The organism is Sphingomonas endophytica (genome assembly GCF_001476895.1).
Classification (GTDB): domain Bacteria; phylum Pseudomonadota; class Alphaproteobacteria; order Sphingomonadales; family Sphingomonadaceae; genus Sphingomonas; species Sphingomonas endophytica_A.
Genome location: NZ_LDTB01000035.1, coordinates 1 through 18015, shown reverse-complemented (window position 1 = coordinate 18015; position 18015 = coordinate 1). Strand labels below are relative to the sequence as shown.

General features: G+C 67.3%; 15 protein-coding genes. 7 read left to right on the top strand and 8 right to left on the bottom strand.

The genetic code is table 11. The features are described from left to right. Positions 1 to 25: 25 nt before the first annotated feature. The 6 genes from NS334_RS09970 to NS334_RS09945 all read right to left on the bottom strand — a co-directional run bounded on the left by NS334_RS09970 (position 26) and on the right by NS334_RS09945 (position 9179). Positions 26 to 1825 (bottom strand): IlvD/Edd family dehydratase, encoded by a 1800-nt coding sequence (locus NS334_RS09970; RefSeq protein WP_058755824.1) that lies wholly within the window; start codon positions 1823 to 1825, stop codon positions 26 to 28. A gap of 42 nt (positions 1826 to 1867) precedes the next feature. Then, positions 1868 to 3085, bottom strand: coding sequence for an SGNH/GDSL hydrolase family protein (locus NS334_RS09965; protein ID WP_058755823.1), 1218 nt, complete (start codon positions 3083 to 3085; stop codon positions 1868 to 1870). A gap of 99 nt (positions 3086 to 3184) precedes the next feature. Continuing rightward, positions 3185 to 6196 (bottom strand): TonB-dependent receptor, encoded by a 3012-nt coding sequence (locus NS334_RS09960; RefSeq protein WP_058755822.1) that lies wholly within the window; start codon positions 6194 to 6196, stop codon positions 3185 to 3187. A gap of 124 nt (positions 6197 to 6320) precedes the next feature. Further along, positions 6321 to 7643, bottom strand: a complete 1323-nt coding sequence (locus NS334_RS09955; RefSeq protein WP_058755821.1) for an MFS transporter — start codon at positions 7641 to 7643, stop codon at positions 6321 to 6323. 127 nt (positions 7644 to 7770) lie between these two features. Then, positions 7771 to 8982, bottom strand: coding sequence for a D-mannonate dehydratase ManD (gene manD / locus NS334_RS09950; RefSeq protein ID WP_058755820.1), 1212 nt, complete (start codon positions 8980 to 8982; stop codon positions 7771 to 7773). An 8-nt stretch (positions 8983 to 8990) separates the two neighbouring features. Then, positions 8991 to 9179 (bottom strand): hypothetical protein, encoded by a 189-nt coding sequence (locus tag NS334_RS09945; protein ID WP_058755819.1) that lies wholly within the window; start codon positions 9177 to 9179, stop codon positions 8991 to 8993. Between the two features lie 128 nt (positions 9180 to 9307). Here NS334_RS09945 and NS334_RS09940 point away from each other — a divergent pair, with 128 nt between their 5' ends. From NS334_RS09940 to NS334_RS09920, 5 genes are all read left to right on the top strand, one after another. Next, positions 9308 to 11386: an alpha-glucuronidase family glycosyl hydrolase gene (locus tag NS334_RS09940; protein ID WP_058755818.1), complete on the top strand. Its 2079-nt coding sequence runs from the start codon at positions 9308 to 9310 to the stop codon at positions 11384 to 11386. 58 nt (positions 11387 to 11444) lie between these two features. Continuing rightward, the gene (locus NS334_RS09935; RefSeq protein WP_058755817.1) at positions 11445 to 12509 is read left to right on the top strand and encodes a LacI family DNA-binding transcriptional regulator; all 1065 of its coding nucleotides are present in this window, start codon (positions 11445 to 11447) and stop codon (positions 12507 to 12509) included. Positions 12510 to 12583: 74 nt separating this feature from the next. Further along, a complete protein-coding gene (locus NS334_RS09930; protein ID WP_058755816.1) occupies positions 12584 to 13255 on the top strand; it encodes a glutathione S-transferase family protein in 672 nt (223 codons plus the stop codon). Then, positions 13255 to 13626 carry a tRNA-binding protein gene (locus NS334_RS09925; protein ID WP_058755815.1) on the top strand — a complete coding sequence of 124 codons (372 nt, stop codon included), beginning with the start codon at positions 13255 to 13257 and terminating at the stop codon, positions 13624 to 13626. The genes NS334_RS09930 and NS334_RS09925 overlap by 1 nt, the downstream gene beginning before the upstream one ends. After that, positions 13626 to 14042, top strand: a complete 417-nt coding sequence (locus tag NS334_RS09920) for a secondary thiamine-phosphate synthase enzyme YjbQ (protein ID WP_058755814.1) — start codon at positions 13626 to 13628, stop codon at positions 14040 to 14042. The genes NS334_RS09925 and NS334_RS09920 overlap by 1 nt, the downstream gene beginning before the upstream one ends. An 89-nt stretch (positions 14043 to 14131) precedes the next feature. On the opposite strand, the gene NS334_RS09915 is transcribed toward NS334_RS09920, so the two are convergent. Next, on the bottom strand, positions 14132 to 14860 hold the full coding sequence (locus NS334_RS09915; RefSeq protein WP_058755813.1) for a class I SAM-dependent methyltransferase: 729 nt from the start codon (positions 14858 to 14860) through the stop codon (positions 14132 to 14134). 16 nt (positions 14861 to 14876) lie between these two features. After that, positions 14877 to 15326 carry a GtrA family protein gene (locus NS334_RS09910; RefSeq protein ID WP_241491894.1) on the bottom strand — a complete coding sequence of 150 codons (450 nt, stop codon included), beginning with the start codon at positions 15324 to 15326 and terminating at the stop codon, positions 14877 to 14879. Between the two features lie 102 nt (positions 15327 to 15428). Between NS334_RS09910 and NS334_RS09905 the strand changes: the two genes are divergently transcribed. Both NS334_RS09905 and NS334_RS09900 read left to right on the top strand, forming a co-directional pair. Beyond that, a complete protein-coding gene (locus tag NS334_RS09905) occupies positions 15429 to 15875 on the top strand; it encodes a hypothetical protein (RefSeq protein ID WP_058755812.1) in 447 nt (148 codons plus the stop codon). 86 nt (positions 15876 to 15961) lie between these two features. Beyond that, positions 15962 to 17758: an AcrB/AcrD/AcrF family protein gene (locus NS334_RS09900; RefSeq protein WP_241491893.1), complete on the top strand. Its 1797-nt coding sequence runs from the start codon at positions 15962 to 15964 to the stop codon at positions 17756 to 17758. The last annotated feature ends 257 nt before the right edge of the window (positions 17759 to 18015 follow it).

Here is an 18015-nt window from a genome sequence, read left to right as displayed (position 1 = left end):
GCGCCTCCGCGTGAAAATCCAACCGTCAGTGGTTGTCGCGCGGCAGGCCCATCGTCTGCGCGATGCGCTGGTACTTCTCCGCGCCTTCCAGGATCGCGCCGGTGCTCATCTGGCCGACCACCGAGCGCTGGATCTCCTGCCACGGCGTCTGCGAGGCCGGGTATGCATAGCCGCCCGCCGCCTCCAGCGCCGCGCGTCGTTCGGCCAGTTCCGCGTCGGAGATCAGCACGTTGGCCGTCCCCTTGCCCAGATCGACGCGCACCCGGTCGCCGGTCTTCAGCAGCGCCAAGCCCCCCATCGCCGCCGCCTCGGGGCTGGCGTTCAGGATCGACGGCGAGCCGCTCGTCCCCGACTGCCGCCCGTCGCCGATGCACGGCAGCGCATGGACGCCCTCGGTGATCAGATACGCCGGCGGGCGCATGTTCACGACCTCGGCCGCGCCCGGATAGCCGATCGGCCCCGCGCCGCGCATGAACAGCAGCGTCTCGGGCGTGATACCGGTCGCCGGATCGTCGATCCGCGCGTGATAATCCTCCGGCCCGTCGAAGACGACCGCCGGACCCTCGAACGCGTCGGGGTCGTTCGGGTTCGACAGGTAACGATTGCGGAACTCGGGTGAGATCACGCTGGTCTTCATCACCGCCGCGTCGAACAGATTGCCCGACAGCACGATGAACCCGGCCTCTTCCTTCAGCGGCGCACCGTAAGGACGGATGACCTTCTCGTCCTCGATCGCCACGCCCCGACAATTGTCGCCCATCGTGCGCCCGTTGACGGTCAGCGCGTCCTCGGCGATCAACCCCTGTTCCATCAACTGGTTGACGACCGCCGGCACGCCGCCCGCGCGGTAATAATCCTCGCCCAGATACTCGCCCGCCGGTTGCAGGTTCACCAGCAGCGGCACCTTGTGGCCCTGCTCCTCCCAATCCTTGATCGGCAGGTCGACGCCGATGTGGCGTGCGATCGCCGCCAGGTGGATCGGCGCGTTGGTCGAGCCGCCGATCGCGGAGTTCACCTTGATCGCGTTGTGGAAGGCGTCCCTGGTCAGGATGTCGGACGGCTTCAGGTCCTCGGCGACCATCTCGACGATCCGCTTGCCGGTCAGGTACGACACCTCCTGTCGGTCGCGATACGGCGCGGGGATCGCCGCCGAGCCCGGCAGCGACATGCCGAGCGCCTCGGCGAGGCTGTTCATCGTCGTCGCGGTGCCCATCGTGTTGCAATAGCCGGTCGAGGGCGCCGACGACGCCACCAGCCGGATGAACTCGGCATCGTCGATCTCGCCCGCCGCCAGCATCTGCCGCGCCTTCCAGACGATCGTCCCCGACCCCGTCCGCTCGCCCTTGTGCCAGCCGTTGAGCATCGGCCCCACCGACAAGGCGATCGCCGGGATGTTCACCGTCGCGGCCGCCATCAGCATCGCCGGGGTCGTCTTGTCACACCCGATCGTCAGCACCACGCCGTCGAGCGGATAGCCGTACAGCACCTCGACCAGCCCCAGATACGACAGGTTGCGGTCGAGCCCGGCGGTCGGGCGCTTGCCCGTCTCCTGGATCGGATGCACCGGGAATTCCAGCACGATCCCGCCCATCTCGCGCACGCCCTCGCGCACCCGCTCCGCCAGCACCAGATGGTGGCGGTTGCACGGGCTAAGGTCGCTGCCCGATTGCGCGATCCCGATGATCGGCTTGCCCGAACGCAACTCGTCCAGCGACAGACCGAAGTTCAGATAGCGCTCCAGATACAGCGCCGTCATGTCGATGTTCGCCGGATTGTCGAACCACGCCCGGCTGCGCAGCTTCGTCGGATCTAGGGGGGCGGTCATGCGATCAGGCTCCAGAGCGAAAGGCGTCATATAGTCTGACAATTAGCGCGAGCGCAATCCCGCCAGCGGCACCGCGTCCGCCATCGCCTTGTACCCCGCGATGCTGGGGTGCAGCCCGTCGCCGCTGTCAAAAGCGGGCAGCAGCCGGTCGGGATGCGCCGGATCGCGCATGATACGGTCGAAGTCGATGACGTGGTCGGCGTTGCCGGGGGTGCGGATCCACGCGTTGATCGCCTGGCGATCGGCCTCGGTTTCCGGCCCCGGATGGTAATAACCGTTGCTGGCGAACGGCATGATCGTCGCGATATGCGTCATGATGCCATGCGCGCGGGCGCGCGCGACCATCTGCGCATAGGCGCCCGTCACCCCCGCGACGAGCGCGCGATGCGTCTCGGGCGTCGCGGGCCGCTCGCGGGTCAGCACGCCGATGTCGTTGATGCCCTCCAGCACGATCAGGTGCCGCACCCCGGCCTGCCCCAGCACGTCGCGCTCGAACCGTGCCATGCCGTTCGGCCCCAGCCCGTCGAGCAGCACGCGATTGCCGCCGATCCCGGCGTTGAGCACCGCGACCGTGCCCCCCAGCCGCCGCGCGAGCCCGTCGGTCCAGCGCGCATTGGTGTTCGGCTTCACGCCATAGCCGTCGGTGATCGAGTCGCCGAACGCGACGATCCCGCCCGGCGCGGCGCAGCGTTCGACCTCGACGCCCGACAATTGGAACCAATGGTCGGTCCCGGTCGCCCCCGGCAGGTCGGTCAGCCCGGTCCGCTCACCCTTCGCGATCCACGACGTCGCGCGCGATCCCGGATGCGAGGTCGCGCCGTCCGGTTCGGCGGGCAGATGCATCGACACCGACAGATTCTCGAACGCCGCGACCGGCAGCGTGACCGGATCGCTCAGCCACTCCGCGCCCGGCGGCACCGTCACCCCTTTCGCGCCCGCAAAGGTCAGCGCGCGCAGGCTCCCCTGCTGCACCCGCGCGCTGTCGTTGCGCACCGCATGGCCGACGCTGGCCGCATCGATCGTCAGCGGCGCGCGCCCGAACACGTTGGAAAAGCGCACCCGCACGCGCTTGCCGCCGATCGACGGGCGCACGATCTGCCGGAGCGTCGCATCCGCCAGCGTCCCCGCCGCCAGCACGTTATTGCCCTCCGGCACCATCTGCGCCGACGCCCAGGCCGCCTGCCACGAACAAGCTGTCTTCGCCGACGCCGGGGGAGCGGCGATCAGCGCGGTGGAGGCGAGCAGCAGGGCAAGGCGCATTGGGCAATCCCTTGAAAAGAAAGATGGGCCGGACTTCCGAAGAAGACCGGCCCAAGACAACGGCGCGCCCGAAAAGGGGGAAAGGACGCGCCGGATCCCTTAGAAGCTGGCGCGGACGCCCACGAGCACCTGCCGCCCCGGATAGAAGACGTTGTACGTCGCATTATCGTACCCGATGGTCGTGCGGATCGGCGTGTTCGTGATGTTGAGCACGTCGAGCGTCAGGCGGAACGCCTTGTCCATGAACGGCAGTTGATAGCCGGCCGACAGATCGAGCTGCCCGCGCGCATCCGCCTCCAGCGGGACATTCAGGTTGTTCTGCGGCGCGTTCGCCGCGATCACGCCGCCCTGCCAGACATAATTGAGGCTCAGCGACAGACCGTAATTCTCGTAATAGCCCTGAACGTTATAGCCCCATTTCGGCACGCCCGGCGCGACCAGTCCGGTGTCCGAGCTTTGCGTGATATGCGTCCCGTTCGCCTGGAAGCCGAGCCCCTTGATCGCGAAGTCGAGCGGCTGGTTCCATGTCCCCTCGACACCCTTGATGACCAGGTTGTTGAGGTTGATCGGCCGGTTGACGGTGATCGCCACCGCCCCCGGCGCGACGCCCGCCGCCGCCGCGCGATCGAGCAGCGCCTGCCGCTGCGTCGCCTGCAACGCGTCGACGGGGATGTTCAGGTCGGCGAACGGCGTCTGCTGCTGCACCGTCGCGGTGAAGCCGTTGATGCTCTTCCGGAACAGCGCGACGCCGATATAGCCCGCACCGCCGGTGTAGAACTCGCCACCCAGATCCACATTGTCCGAGGTATAGGGCTGGAGCGCCGGATTGCCCGCGCTGGCCACCTGCGCGCTCGGATCGGAGAAGGTGACACCCGGCAGGATCGAGCTGGCATCCGGGCGCGTCATCGACTTCGACACCGCAAAGCGCAGCTTGACGTTGCGGAACAGGTCGTAGCTCAGGTTCGCCGACGGCAGCACCTCCTCGTAATTGGAACGGGCGGTGATATCGACGATCGCGGTGCCGATCTGGCTCGGCCCGACAACCTTCTGCTTGGTGTAGGTATAACGCACGCCGGCATTGGCGCGCAGCTCGCGGCCGAAGACTTCCGACACGCCGTTGACCTCGGCATAGCCGCCGAACACCTTCTCGTCGATGTCGCCGGTCGCGCCACCCGTCACCGACCCGCGCGTTTCCGGCGCGCTGTCGCGGAACGAGGCATAGTTGGTCGCCTGCTTCAGCGCCTCGATATCCGGCATGATGAAGCTGGTGAAGCCGAAGCCGCCGCGAGACAGATGCCCGAAATTGTCGATCGGCGAGCGCATCAGATATTGCGCCAACGACGCGGTCGGGACCGAGCCGGTGTTGCCCGTGCACGGATTGCCGCACACCGACAGCTGGAACGGGTTCGTGTTGTCATAGGCGCGGATGCTGCGCTGCGCCTGGTCATAGGCCGCGCCGAACTTCACGTTGACCGTCTCGTCGCCGACATAGACGTCGAGGTGCGCGCCGCGCGTCTCGGTCTTGCGACGGACGTTCTGGACGTTGACGCGGTACCATTGCCAGCCAAGGTTCGGATCACCCAGGTCGACGTTGGGCGTGATCAGCGGCTGCGGATTGCCATTTTTGTTGTCGTAATTGACCTCGATGCCCGAATTGGGGCGCGTCTGAAACGCGAAGGTCGGCTGCTCGCGGAAGAACGTGCTTTTGCCCCAATTCGCCGACAGGTCGACCTTCACGCGATCATTCGGCTTCCACGACGCGCTGGGCGTCACGTTCCAGAAATCGGTATCCTGGTTGAAAATGCTGTTCTCGGAGAAGAACGACGAATTGGCGAAGATGCCCGAGGTAACGACGTTGTTGGAATCGACCTTGATATCGAACGGCACCATCCCGCCCGTCGACTGCGGCGAGGTTCCGGGTCCGGAGTTGCGGACCTGCCAGTTCATGTTGGAGCGGATATAGTCGCGCTTCGACTTGGCGTAGATGCCGTCGAGCGCGAAGTGCAGCGCGTCGGACGGGCGCCATTCCATCGACCCGACCACCGAGATCCGCTCACGCGTGCCCTCGGTCAGCGACGGACGGCCCAGTCGCGGGATGATCGCGGTCGCCAGCTGCGACAGCGGCAGGCCGGAGGTGGCGACCAGATCGATCGGCGCGCCTGTCACAAGCCCGCGCCCGACGCCCGCCGGCACGGTGCTGGCGAAGCTGAACCCATTGCCGCCCGGATTGCACGCGGCGCTGCCGCCGGCGCAGATCGGCAGGTTCGCGTCGGTGAAGCCGATCGTGTCATAGCCATCGACCCGCGTCTTCTGCCGAACGCCCGCCACGCCCAGAAGCACGCCGAACGTGTCGCCGAACGTGTGGCTGGCGACGATCGCACCGCGCGGACCGAATTTGTCGTTGGTGTCGCTGTAGGCGCCCTGCGCGACGACCGTCAGATGCGTGCCCGGCTTGTCGAACGGCCGCGCGTTGCGCAGGTTCACCGTGCCCGCGATCCCGCCTTCCAGCGTCGAGGCGGTCGGCGACTTCAACACGTCCAGCCGGGTGAACAGCTCCGACGGGAAGAAGTCGAGATCGACCTCGCGATTACCGCCGCCCGAGCCGTTGGTGCCGCCGTCCGAGGCGACCGCGAATTGCGTGCCGTTCAGCAGCACCTTGGAGAAGCTGGGCCCGAGACCACGGATCGACACCTGCGTGCCCTCGCCGCTGATGTCACGGTTCAGGCGGACGCCCGGGATACGGTTCAGCGTCTCGGCAAGGTTGGTGGCGGGCAGCTTGCCGATATCCTCGGCGAAGATCGAGTCGCCGAAACCGACCGAGTTGCGCTTCGCATTGGTCGCGCTCTGGAGCGAGGCGCGGATGCCGGTGACCACGATGTCCTGTGCGGGCTGCGACGAGTCGGTCGCATCCTCGATGCTCTGCACGGCGCTCTGGGGCACCTGCGCATCCGGGTTCGCGGCGGTGTCGACCTGGGTCGCGGGGGATGGCACCTGCCCGCCGGGGCCGGTCGGCTGGGTCTGGGCGACAGCCGGGGCGGCGGTCAGTCCGGTCGCGGCAACGGCGCTGAGCAGCGCGGCGCGAACCGCGGAACGACGAACGATGGTACGCATGATCCTCTCCATGAACTGTTCTCCCGCTTCTTCCGGCGGTTCTGCTTGCGATGGTAACGCTATCAACAGGTGGTTAGGCCAGTTGACATGACAGGTCAAGCCACATGGACGGCGACGACCCCGTTCAGGTGCCCGCGCGCAGGGCGACGTCGCGGTATCGAGGATTGAGGAGGTGGAACACGAGCAGCGCCACGAGATAGGCGATCCCGCAAGCCACGAAAAACGGGCCATAACTACCGACGCTGTCGAGCAGCAGTCCCAGCGACTTGGACGCGATGAACCCGCCGACCGCACCCGCGAACCCGCCCAGCCCGATCAACGTACCCTGGCCGAACCGCGGGAACTGGTCGCCCGGTAGCGCGAACAAATTGGTCGAGAAGCCCTGATGCGCCGCACACGCGAGCCCGATCAGCATCACCGCGATCCAGATGTTGCTCGCCGAGCCGGCAAACATCACCGGCAACGCGAACAGCGCGCACGCGAACATCGCCTGCTTGCGCGCGCGCCCGGTGGCCACGCCACGCTTAAGCAGATGCGACGAATACCAGCCGCCCGCGATCGCGCCGAGATCGGCCAGGATATAGATCGCGACCAGCGGCGGGCCGAAGCTCTTCAGGTCGTAACCATAGGTCTTGTTGAAGAAATCCGGCAGCCAGAACAGGAACGTCCACCACACCGGATCGATCAGGAAGCGCCCCGCCATATACGCCCACGCCTCGCGATGGCGCAGCACCTGCAGGAACCCCGCACGCCCGACATCCTGCTGCGGCTCGGCCTCGATCCAGCCGCGCTCCTCGCTGGTCAGCGTCGGGTGGTCGGCGGGCTTGTGGTACAGCCGCCACCAGGCGAACAGCCACACGAGGTTGAACAGCCCGGTGATGATGAAGGCCCAGCGCCAGTCGAGCAGCAGCCCGGCGACGATGAACCCGATCAGCAGCGGGGTGACGACCGCGCCGACATTGGCCCCGGCATTGAAGATCCCGATCGCGAGTGCGCGCTCCTTCTTGGGGAACCATTGCGATGCGGCGGCCAGTGCGGAGGGGTACGTCCCCGCCTCACCGAAGGCGAGCGGGATACGCGCGATCACGAAGCCGGTCGTGGAGGTCACCAACGTCTGCGCGAAGTGCCCGATCGTCCAGCTCCCCATCGCCAGCAGATAGCCGTATTTCGGCCCGATCCGGTCGATCAGCCACCCGAACAGCAGGAAGCCGATTCCGTAGAAGACCTGGAAATAGCCGGTGACGTCGCCGTAGCCGGCGTTGGTCCAGTGATACAATTCCGTCAGCTGCGGCTTGAGCACGCCCAGCACCAGCCGGTCGATGTACGACAGCACGACGGCGGCGAACAGCAAGGCGCAGATCACCCAGCGGGTACGGCCGCGCGGACGCGGGACCGCATGGGCGGCAGTCTCGGGCGCCTGCTGCGCCGCCTCGGTGAAGTCGCTCATGCCCCTCGCCCTTCATCCACCAACCACCCCGGCGAACGCCGGGGCCCAGTTGGGAAACCTTCCCGCATCTCGCGCACCGCCCGAAACTGGACCCCGGCGTTCGCCGGGGTGGTAGCCATCGCCACCCTCACCAATTCCACAAGGTCCCGTCCTCCAGCCGGTTCACGGGCAGGTAGGCGCGCCTGTATTCATACCCCGCGGCCAGAGCCTCATCGATATCGACGCCCAGTCCAGGCGCATCCCCCGGATGCATCATGCCGTCTTCGAACCGATATTCATGCGGGAATACCGCGTCGGTTTCGTCGGTGTGCGGCATATGCTCCTGTACGCCGAAGTTCGGCACCGACAGCCCGAAATGCAGCGCCGCCGCCATCGTCACCGGCGACAGATCGGTCGCGCCGTGGCAACCGGTCCGCACCTGATACAATTCCGCCAGCGCCGCGATCCGGCGCAGATGCGTGATTCCCCCGGCATGGACGATCGTCGCGCGGATATAATCGATCCAGCGGTTCTCGATCAGCGCCTTGCAGTCCCAGATCGAGTTGAACACCTCGCCGACCGCGATCGGCGTCGTGGTATGCTCGCGGATCAGCCGGAACGCCTCCTGATCCTCGGCCGGCGTCGGGTCCTCGATCCAAAACGGGCGATACGGCTCCAGATCCTTGCCCAGCCGCCCCGCCTCGATCGGAGTCAGCCGGTGGTGAACGTCGTGAAGCAGGTGCACGTCCGGCCCCAGCGCCTCGCGCGCCGCCGCGAACAATTCCGGCACGACGCGCAGATACTTTTCGGTCGACCAGACCGACTCGCTCGGCAGCGCGGCATCGGCCGGCTCGTACCGCTGCCCCGGCTTGGCGACGCCATAGGTGGAGGCCAGCCCCGGCACCCCGCATTGCAGCCGGATCGCCTTGTACCCCTTGTCGCGCTCGGCCAACGCGACCTTGATCGTGTCCTCGATCGTCGTGCCGTTGGCATGGGCATAGACCATGCACGCCTCGCGCGACGCGCCACCCAGCAACTGATACACCGGCAGCCCGGCGACCTTCCCCTTGATATCCCACAGCGCCATGTCGACGCCCGCAATCGCGGTCATCGTCACCGGCCCGCGCCGCCAGTACGCGCCCTTATAGAGATACTGCCAGATATCCTCGATCCGGTGCGCGTCGCGCCCGATCAGGCACGGCACGACATGCTCCGACAGATAGGCCGCAACCGCGAGCTCGCGCCCGTTCAGCGTCGCATCGCCGACCCCGGTCGTCCCGTCGTCGCAGGTGATCTTCAGGGTGACGAAATTGCGTCCCGGCGAGGTGATGATGACCCGCGCGTCGGTGATGATGGGCATGGTCTCTCTCAGGCGATGTCGGGCGTGAGGAGTGGCACGTCGCGCATGGCGACGTCGCACGTCCGGAACGCCTCCGGCCGCAGCGTGAAGCGCCCGGTGCCGGCGGTGGCCGAAATCGACGACGCCGTCGTCCCCGTGCGCCAGCGCGACAGGTCGCGGCAGGCGAAAACCGCGGTGGGTGTATGAGTGGCGGTCACGCGCGATCCTCTTGTTCCAGCGGGTGCCCCGATCGTTCGCCGAGGCTTGCCATCCAAACTGATAGCGTTACCATGACCGGGCAGAAGCGGTGTTGTCAATGCCGCCGAGGTTATCAGGAGCGGTGTCGATGCGGGCTGGTTCGAAAATTCTGGGCGCGCTCGCGCTATTGCTGGCGGGCGCGGCGCACGCCGAGGATGGCTATCGTCTCTGGCTTCGTGCCGCCGTCGCGACGCCCGCCGCCGCGACCATCACGCTGCGCGGCGACACCCGAACGCTGGCGCTCGCCAGGCACGAGCTTGCCGCTTCATTACCGGCCGGTGCGAACGTCACCCTCGCGACCAGCGCCGATCCGGCGGTCGCCGCGCTCAAGCTGCCGTTCGCGCCGCTCGGCGACGAAGGTTATCTGATCCGGCCCGTTACCCTGAACGGTCAGCCCACCGTACTGGTCGCTGGGAACAGCGATCGCGGCGCGCTCTACGGCGCGTTCGCGCTGCTGCGCCACCTCGCCACCGGCGGCACGCTCGCCACTGCCACGCTGACCAGCGCGCCGAAGGTGAAGCTGCGGGTCCTCAACCATTGGGACAATCTCGATGAGACGGTCGAGCGCGGCTATGCGGGCGACTCGCTGTGGGACTGGTGGACGCTCCTCGACCGGATCGACCCGCGCTACACCGATTATGCGCGCGCCAATGCCTCGATCGGCATCAACGGCACCGTCCTCAACAACGTGAATGCCAAGGCCGACAGCCTGACCCCGCGGTACATCGCCAAGGCGGCGGCGCTGGCCGACGTGTTCCGCCCGTGGGGGATCAAGGTCTATCTGTCGGCGCGCTTCTCCGCGCCGATCGAGCTGGGCGGGCTCAAGACCGCCGACCCGCGCGATCGCCAAGTCGCGGCATGGTGGAAGGCGAAGGCCGACGAGATCTACCGCGCGATCCCCGATTTCGGCGGCTTCCTGGTGAAGGCGAACAGCGAGGGCCAGCCCGGCCCGCGCGATTATGGCGCCAGCCACGCGGACGGCGCGAACATGCTGGCGGCGGCGGTGAAGCCGCATGGTGGGATCGTGATGTGGCGCGCCTTCGTCTATGCCGACACCGACCCCAGCGACCGCGCGAAACAGGCGTATACCGAGTTCAAGCCGCTCGACGGCACCTTCGCCGACAATGTGCTGGTGCAGGTGAAGAACGGCGCGATCGATTTCCAGCCGCGCGAGCCGTTCCATCCGCTGTTCGGCGCGATGCCGAAGACGCCGCTGATGATGGAATTCCAGATCACCAAGGAGTATCTCGGCTTCGCGACCCACCTGGCCTATCTCGGGCCGCTGTTCCAGGAGACGCTGGCCTCGGCCACCGGGCGCGGCAAGGAAACCGTCGCGACCGTGGTGGACGGCAGCAGCGAAGGGCACCGGCTGACCGGGATGGCCGGGGTCGCCAACATCGGGCGCGATCGCGACTGGTCCGGCTCGACCTTCAATCAGGCAAATTGGTACGTCTTCGGCCGCATGGCCTGGGATCCGACGCTGACCGCCGAGCCGATCGCACGCGAATGGGCGCAGCAGACCTTCGGCACCGACGCCCGCGTGGTCGACACCGCCGTGACGATGATGATGGGATCGCGCGAAGCGGTGGTCGATTACACCGGCCCGCTCGGTCTCGCGCACCTGATGGCGACCGGCCATCATTACGGACCGGGGCCGTGGGTCGACGATCTCAAGCGCCCCGAATGGAACCCGGCCTATTATCACAAGGCGGACAGGCAGGGCATCGGTTTCGACCGGACGAAGAGCGGCAGCGACGCGATCGCTCAATATGCATCGCCGATCGCGAAGCGGCTTGCCGATCCCGGAACCACACCCGAGCGGGAGTTGCTGTGGTTCCACCATGTCGCGTGGGACCGGAAAATGCCATCAGGCAGAACATTGTGGGAGGATCTTGTCGCGCATTACGATCGCGGCGTCGCCTATGTCGGCAACATGCGCAGCCAATGGGACGGCGTGCGCACGCTGGTCGATACCGAACGCTGGCAGAAGACCGCGACCTACCTGGCGGTGCAGGAGCGGGAGGCGCGCTGGTGGCGCGACGCCAGCCTGACCTATTGGATGTCGCTCAACGGCCGGCCGCTCCCCGCCAGTGTCGCGGCGCCCGAGCATGATCTCACCTGGTACAAGGCCGTGCGGTTCAACTACGTTCCGGGCCATCACGATTGACGGCGCGCTTGCCGGAACGCCCGCGGAACGCCAAGGGACGGAGGATGGGACAACCGGCATGATCGAACCCCGCGGCTCGCGCCGCCAGCGCAACGCGCCGACGATCAGCGACGTCGCCGCACGCGCCGGTGTCTCGCCAATGACCGTCAGCCGCGTCATCAATGGCGAGGGTAGCGTCCGCCCCTCGACCCGCGAACGCGTCGAGGAGGCGATCGCGGCACTTCGCTACGCGCCTTCCGCCGCCGCGCGGATGCTGGCGGGGGGCGAGGAGTTGCGGATCGGCGTCCTCCACACCAGCACCAGCCTGTTCTACTTCAGCGAGTTCCTGGTCGGTTGCCTCGACCAGGGCAGCCGCCAGAATTGCCAGATCCTGGTCGAGCAATGCGCGGAAGGGGCCGAAAGCGCGGCGATCGGCCACCTGCTGCACGGTCGGATCGACGGGCTGCTGCTGCCCCCGCCGCTCGGCGACGCCGAAAAGGTGATGGCGGAACTGCGCGAGCGCGACATTCCGGTGGTCGCCGTGTCGACCGGCCGCGCGCCCGACTGGGCCTTGTCGGTCAGCATCGACGATCGCAAGGCCGCGTATGAGATGACCCGCCACCTCGCTGCCCTCGGCCATGTGCGGATCGGCTTCATCAGCGGCGCGGCGAATCAGAGCGCCAGCCGCGAGCGGCTGGATGGCTATCGCGGTGCGCTGACCGACGTGGGGCTGGAACAGGATCCGGCGCTGATCGCCGACGGTACCTTCAGCTATCGCTCCGGCCTCGACGCGGCGGAGCGATTGCTCGACCTCGACGCGGCGCCGACCGCGATCTTCGCCAGCAACGACGACATGGCCGCCGCGACCGTCGCGGTCGCGCACCGGCGCGGGCTGGACGTGCCCGGCGACCTGACGGTGTGCGGCTTCGACGATTCCGCGCTCGCCACCACGGTCTGGCCGGAACTGACCACGATCCGCCAGCCGGTCGGCGACATGGCGCGCACGGCCGTCGACCTGTTGCTGCGCGAGATACGCCAACGTCGTGCCGGCAATGCGGGGCAGGACCAGCCGCACGTCGTGGTCGACTATCAGCTGGTCCGCCGTCAGTCCGACGCGGTGCCGCGCCGCCGCCCGCGAAGCTGAGCGACCGCGCTTTTCTACCGTACCGACGAAGCCGCTTCCCCCCGGCCCCCGATTGCGCCTAACAGCGCGACTGTATGTGGCAGCTCTATCAGTTCCCGCTGTGTCCGTTCACGCGCAAGGTCCGCACGCTCCTCAACGAGAAGGACGTGGGCTATCAGCTCATGCGCGAGAACCCGTGGGAGCGGCGCGACGCCTTCATCGACATGAACCCCGCCGGGCAGACCCCGGTGATGACCGACAATGAGCGCGGCGTGGTGCTGGTCGATTCGATGGCGATCTGCGAATATTTCGAGGAAACGGTCGAGCGGGTGGCAATGATCAACGGCACCGCCGCCAACCGCGCCGAAATCCGGCGGCTGGTGGCGTGGTTCGACACGCATTTCTACCGCGACGTCACCCAGCCGCTGCTCGACGAACGCATGATCAAGCGCATCGCGCACCGCATGGCTCCCGATGCGTCGCGGCTGCGGGAGGCGATGAAGTCCGCGGTCGGCCATCTCGATTATATCGACTTTCTGCTCGACCATCGCAAATGGATCGCCGGATCGACGATCAGCCTCGCCGATCTCGCGGCGGCCGCGCAGATTTCGGTCGCCGATTATCTCGGCGGGATCGACTGGGCAGGTCATGCGCTGACGAAAGCGTGGTATTCCGCCTTCAAGAGCCGCCGCAGCTTCCGCCCGCTGCTGGCCGAACGGATCAGCGGGATCGAGCCGCCCAGCTATTACGAGAACCCGGACTTCTGATGCACGCCACCCACGATCCCGCCGCCCCGCCCGCTCCCGACATCGGGTTCGACGACTTCCTGGCGGTGGACGTGCGGGTGGGCACGATCGTCGCCGCGGAGCCGTTCCCGGAAGCGCGCAAGCCGGCCTTCAAGCTGACGATCGATTTCGGCGCGACGATCGGGCTCAAGCGCTCTTCGGCACAGATCACCGAACATTATGACTGTGCCGGGCTGATCGGACGACAGGTGGCGGCGGTCGTCAATTTCCCGCCGCGCCAGATCGGCAAATTCATGTCGCAGGTGCTGACGCTCGGCTTTCCGGATTCCGAGGGAAAGGTGGTGCTGATCCACCCCGGCGTCCCCGTTCCCGATGGCGGCCGGCTGTTCTGATGCGGCAGGCGCATGGCAGCCTGACGATCGGGACGCGTGGGCAAGGACTGGTCGAGATCACGCGCGAGGTCGCGACGTGGCTGGACGAACAGCGGATCGTTAACGGCCTGCTGACGGTGTTCTGCCGCCACACCTCCGCCTCTCTGACGATCAACGAGAATGCCGCGCCGGCGGTGCGCCGCGATCTCGAACGCTATTTCAGTACGCTCGCGCCCGAGAGCCGGAGCTACGAGCACGACGATGAGGGGCCTGACGACATGCCCGCGCACCTGAAGACCGCGCTGACCGACGTGTCGCTGTCGATCCCGGTGCAGGACGGGCGGATGGTACTCGGCACATGGCAGGGCATGTACCTGTTCGAGCATCGCACCGCGCCGCATCGCCGCACGCTGGCGCTGCACGTGATCGGGGAGTAGCTGGCCCGCGTCATTCAGCTGGAGCTTCTGGCGGCGCTTGTATCGCGCTGCCGCACCAGATCCCAGCGTCCGCCGGGGTGATGATCAGGTCAGCGCGGCTCCGCCAGCGTCAGGATCGACACGCCGGTCGGCATCGGCACGCGCCCGACCAGATGCCGCTCCATGCGAAAGATCCGCTCGAACACCGCGTTGAGTGGCGCGGCAGGCGGCGAATCATCGCTGTCGTCTCGCCCGGTCAGCCGCCCCGCAACCCGCGCCGCCGCCGCCAGCGGGAACAGCAGTGAGTTGAAATAGGTCAGCCCGCGCTCCGTCAGCCCCGCCTTGCGGATCGCCGCCAGCAGCGTCTTCTTGGAATAGCGACGGTGGTGGTGGTTCACGACGTCATGCGCGCTCCACATCCACTGGTGCGCGGGCACCGCGATCAGGATCTTGCCGCCCGGTGCCAGGCATTCGCGCATGGCGGCGAGCGCCGCCACGTCATCCTCGATATGCTCGACGACATCCAGCACCGCGATCAAGTCGTAATGTCCGCGTGGCACACCCGGCAACTCGGGAAGCGGCGCATCGCCGACCGGCTTGCCGAGCCGCTGCCCGGCGATCGCGCGCGCGGCGGGATCGATCTCGATCGCGTCCACGTCGCCGAACGCCGCCAGCATCGGCAGGTTGTGCCCGGTACCGCACCCGATCTCCAGAATACGCGCCTTCTCGGGCAGCCGCCCTTCGCGCGTCAGGTAATCGGCCAGGATATCGCGGCGCGCACGATACCACCAATGGGTGGAGTCATGCTCCGCCATGCGATCATAGACGCGGCGATCCATCAACCAGCAACCTTGTTCAAGCGAAGACCCAGAAACGATTGAGCGCGAACGTGACCAGCGGCGTCACGAACAGGATCGGCACCAGCGGCCACCAGGTCGCACCATGCAGCGGCCCGGTCAGCAGCCAGACGAAGAACGTGTTCATCCCGAAACTGACCAGCGAGACGATGAAGAACCGCCCGCCTGTCCGCGCCAGATTGTCGCGCTCCCCCACGCCGCGGAAACTCCAGCGGCTGTGCATGACATAGCCCGACAGCATCGCGGCAAGATAGCCGAGCACGTTCGCGATCAGCGGCCACGTGCTGCGTTGCGCCAGCGGCCAGCGCTCCTGACCATAGGTCGCGAGCGGCCAGTAGATGATCGCATAGAGCGCGGTCGCCGCCCCCCCGGTCAGCCCGAAGCGCACGAGCTGCCAGAACAGCTCACGCCAATGATCCGCCTTAACGCTCGCCTGCACCGTCGCCACGCTCTCACCACCTGCGCTGACCGACTAGGCGCGCAGACCGATGGTGGCAATGGGCGGCGTTCGCAGGATGACCCCGCGTCATCCGCCCGCTAGGTCGGCCGGATGGAACTGATCTTCACCAAACGCGGCGGCAAGTACGACGACCTCATCCTCCGGCGTGCAGGCGCGGCGGACGAGACGATCGCCTGTCCGAAGCAGGGGATCATCCCGCACGACATGGTGCATTACGCGGTCGAAAGCATGCTGGTCCCGCAATCGGGCTTCCTGTCGTTGGTGAGGGACGGCCAATCCGCCGATTACGCCACCCGGGGAGGCGATGGCGAGGAAGCGATCGAACGGCTGGTCGAAGCGTTCCAGGCGGAGCTATGGGGCGGTCGCGTGCCGGCGCTGGATCTGATCGCGACCTACGAACACGCCTGCGCCGCCCGCGGTCACACCGCCTCACCGGTCACGACCGAGGCCGTCGAGGCGATCCGCGCCCGGCTGGACGATCTGACCACGCGCTGGTCGGCAGTCGCCGTGAACGAGGCGCTGACGGTGCGTTTCTGATGCCGCTTGTTGCCCTTGCCCCTGCCCGCACCTAAACACCGCGCGACGGAACTCCCGCCCCTCGCGCGCGGTGCTAAGGACTTGTGTTGATCGATCATCCGCTGCCGCCCGCCACGCTGGACAAGGCCGTGCGCGTGCTGGACCGTCACTGGTTGCGGCTGACGCTTCTCGCGTGGCTGAGCATCGCGATCTGGTACGTGTGGCAACGGTGGGCGGCGATCCACTGGCTGTCGCTGGGCGATACCGACGACAATATGCGGCTGATGCAGGTCCGCGCCCTGCTCGACGGGCAGGGCTGGTTCGACCTGCGCAACTACCGGCTCAATCCGCCCGGCGGGTTCGACATCCACTGGTCGCGGCTGGTGGACCTGCCGATCGCCGGGCTGATCGTGCTGCTGCGTCCGTTCGTCGGCGTGGCGGAGGCGGAGCGGCTGGCGTGCGGGATCGCGCCGCTGCTGCCGATGGCGATCGCGCTCGTCGCGATGAGCGCGACGCTCAGGCGGCTGGTCCATCCACTGATCTGGCCGCTGGGCATCGCGATCTTCGTCAACGCGAACAACACGCTGGCGATGTTCATGCCCGACCGCATCGACCATCACGGCTGGCAACTCGCGATGCTGGCAGTGACGGTCGCCGGGCTGTGCGATCCATCGCGGCGGCGCGGCGGCGCGCTGGTCGGGATCGCGACCGCCGTGTCGCTGACGATCGGGCTGGAGATGCTGCCCTATGCCGCGATGGCAGGGGCGATCATCGCGCTGGCGTGGATCTGGGACCCGGCCGAGCGCGAGCGGCTGGCACTCTATGCGCTGACGCTGGCGGGCGGCACGGCGGCGGGTTTCGCCGGGTTCGCGTCCTATGCCAATCGCGTCTATCGCTGCGACGCGCTGACGCCGGTCTATGCCGCGACCGTGCTGCTCGCGGGCGGGCTGCTGCTGGCGCTGGCGTTCCTGTCGCCGCGCAAGCCGGCGGTGCGACTGGTGCTGGCGCTGGTGGCGGGAGTGCTGGTCGCGGGCTTCTTCGCCACCGCCTTCCCGCAATGCCTCGGCCGGCCGGAGCAGGTGTCGGACGAACTTTACACCAGCTGGCTGTCGCAGGTGCGCGAGGCCAAGCCGATCTATCGACATCCGCTACGCGTCGCGTTGCCGATCGTCACGCTGCCGCTGATCGGGCTGATCGGCGCGCTCCTGGCGACATGGCGGGCGCGGCGGCAGCCGTCCTTGCGCGGCTGGGCATGCGTCGCGCTGTTCGGCACCTTCGCCGCGCTGATGCTGCTGTGGCAGGCGCGCGCCGGTCCGGCGGCGCAGTTGCTCGCGATTCCCGGCGCGGTGGCGCTGGCGTGGCTCGCGGTGCCGTGGCTGCTCGCCCCGCGTTGGTGGTTCGCCAAGATGCTGGCGGCCGCCGCGCTTTTCGTGCTGGTGTCCGGCAGCGTCACGTCGATCGTCATCGATCGCTTCAAGATCGACCAGCCGAGCAAGTACGTCCGCCGCGTCAACAAGGCGACCGGCCGCTGCCTGACGCTGCCCGCGATGCAGCCGCTCGACCGCTTCCCCGCGCAGACGATGTTCACCTTCGTCGACCTCGGCCCGCGTCTCATCACGCTGACGCATCACAGTGCGATCGCCGGCCCATACCACCGCAACGGCGACGCGATCCTCGACGTCCACCACGCCTTCATGGGCTCGCCTGAACAGGCGCACGCGATCATGAAACGCCACGACGCGACCATGTTGCTGGTGTGCCCCGACATGGCGGAATCGACCAATTACAAGGCAAAGGCGCCGAACGGCTTCTACGCCCGGTTGGCGCGCGGCGAGACGTTCGACTGGTTGGTGCCGATGCCGATCAAGAAGGGGTCGCCGTTTCGGGCGTTCACGGTGGAATGACGGCGGCGCTGGTCATCGGAACCAGCGCGGCACGAACGTCGGCGAGACGATGCCGGAGCTCCACCCCCGCCGGCAAAGCCCGTCATTCCGGCCTGCGCGGGAATGACCGAGGGGGACCGACATTCAGATCCTCAAGCGGTCCGAGCTGACGTGCAGGACAACAGTAATCGCCCGTCATTCCCACGGAGGCGGGAATCCAGAACCTCTGACGATTGCGCTTCTATCGATAGACCTGCTTGTCTGGATTCCCGCCTCCG